The organism is Coprobacter sp., assembly GCF_982436375.1.
Genome location: NZ_CEWDCG010000322.1, coordinates 1 through 1,554 on the forward strand (window position 1 = coordinate 1; position 1,554 = coordinate 1,554).

The following is a 1,554-nucleotide window of genomic DNA, read 5'->3' on the forward strand; positions in this document are numbered from 1 at the left end:
AATAATACCATAACTAAAACTCTTATTATGGATACGAAAAAATTTTTATTACAAGAAAACGACATCCCCAGAGCGTGGTATAACATAGTGGCGGACATGAAAAACAAACCCATGCCACCTCTTCATCCCGGAACAAAAAAACCGCTGCAACCGGAAGATCTCTATCCGATTTTTGCAAAAGAATTGGTTCATCAGGAACTAAATACAACCGACGCATGGATAGAAATACCTGATGAAATACGGGATATGTATAAAGTCTGGCGTCCTACTCCACTAGTACGTGCCTACGGATTAGAAAAAGCTTTAGATACGCCTGCACATATTTATTTCAAAAACGAAAGTGTAAGTCCTATCGGTTCACACAAACTAAACTCGGCGATAGCTCAAGCTTATTTCTGTAAAAAAGAAGGTGTAACCAACATTACGACCGAGACAGGAGCAGGACAATGGGGAGCTGCACTTTCTTATGCTGCCAAAACATTCGGACTCGAATTGGCCGTATATATGGTAAAGGTCAGCTATCATCAAAAGCCTTATCGCCGTTCTATCATGCAAACATTCGGTGCACAGGTAATTGCATCCCCAAGTATGTCAACAAAGGCTGGACGTAAAATACTGACCGATCACCCTAACTATCAGGGCAGTTTGGGTACTGCTATTTCAGAAGCAATCGAATTAGCTCTGCAAACCCCGAATTGCAAATATACGTTGGGAAGCGTTTTAAACCACGTTATGCTACACCAGACCGTGATAGGTCTCGAAGCCGAAAAGCAAATGGAAATGGCAGGTGAATATCCCGACATCGTCATAGGTTGCTTCGGAGGAGGTTCTAATTTTTCCGGAATATCTTTTCCTTTCTTACGTCATAAACTGACAGAAGGTAGAGATATACGAATTATTGCCGCCGAGCCGGCTTCCTGTCCTAAACTGACACGCGGCAGATTCCAATACGACTTCGGAGATGAAGCGGGATATACCCCGTTACTCCCGATGTACACACTCGGGCATAACTTCGCACCTGCAAATATACATGCCGGAGGCCTTCGTTATCATGGTGCCGGATCGATTGTCAGCCAATTGAAAAAAGATAATCTCATGGAAGCTGTAGATATCAAGCAATTAGATACATTCGAGGCGGCAACGCTTTTTGCTCGTACCGAAGGTATTATTCCTGCACCCGAATCATCTCACGCTATTGCCGCAGCAATACAAGAAGCACAGAAAGCTAAAGAATCAGGAGAAAAGAAAACAATATTGTTCAACCTTTCGGGACACGGACTCATCGATATGGCGGCTTATGATCAATATTTCTCAGGAGACCTTATAAATTGCGAAGTAACGGACGAAGATGTAGCAAAAAATCTTGAAGAGATAAAAGACATTATTTAAAATCCTGTCGTAAATTTTCCGACAAAATATTATTAGGTCATTTTTGTGTTTGCTTCCGGTCTTTTTTCCCGTTTTCACTCATCAGATAGCCCGCTATCCTTCTTGTAAAAACAGAAAAATATCCTTGAAAAGAATTCTCAAAACTGACGCGAATAAAATTTAGAC

1 protein-coding gene is annotated in these 1,554 nt (G+C 41.6%); it reads left to right on the top strand.

Features of this window, described 5'->3' with window-relative positions:
* Positions 1-27: 27 nt before the first annotated feature.
* The gene (locus AC1WHX_RS12070) at positions 28-1,389 is read left to right on the top strand and encodes a TrpB-like pyridoxal phosphate-dependent enzyme (protein ID WP_009316843.1); all 1,362 of its coding nucleotides are present in this window, start codon (positions 28-30) and stop codon (positions 1,387-1,389) included.
* Positions 1,390-1,554: the final 165 nt, after the last annotated feature.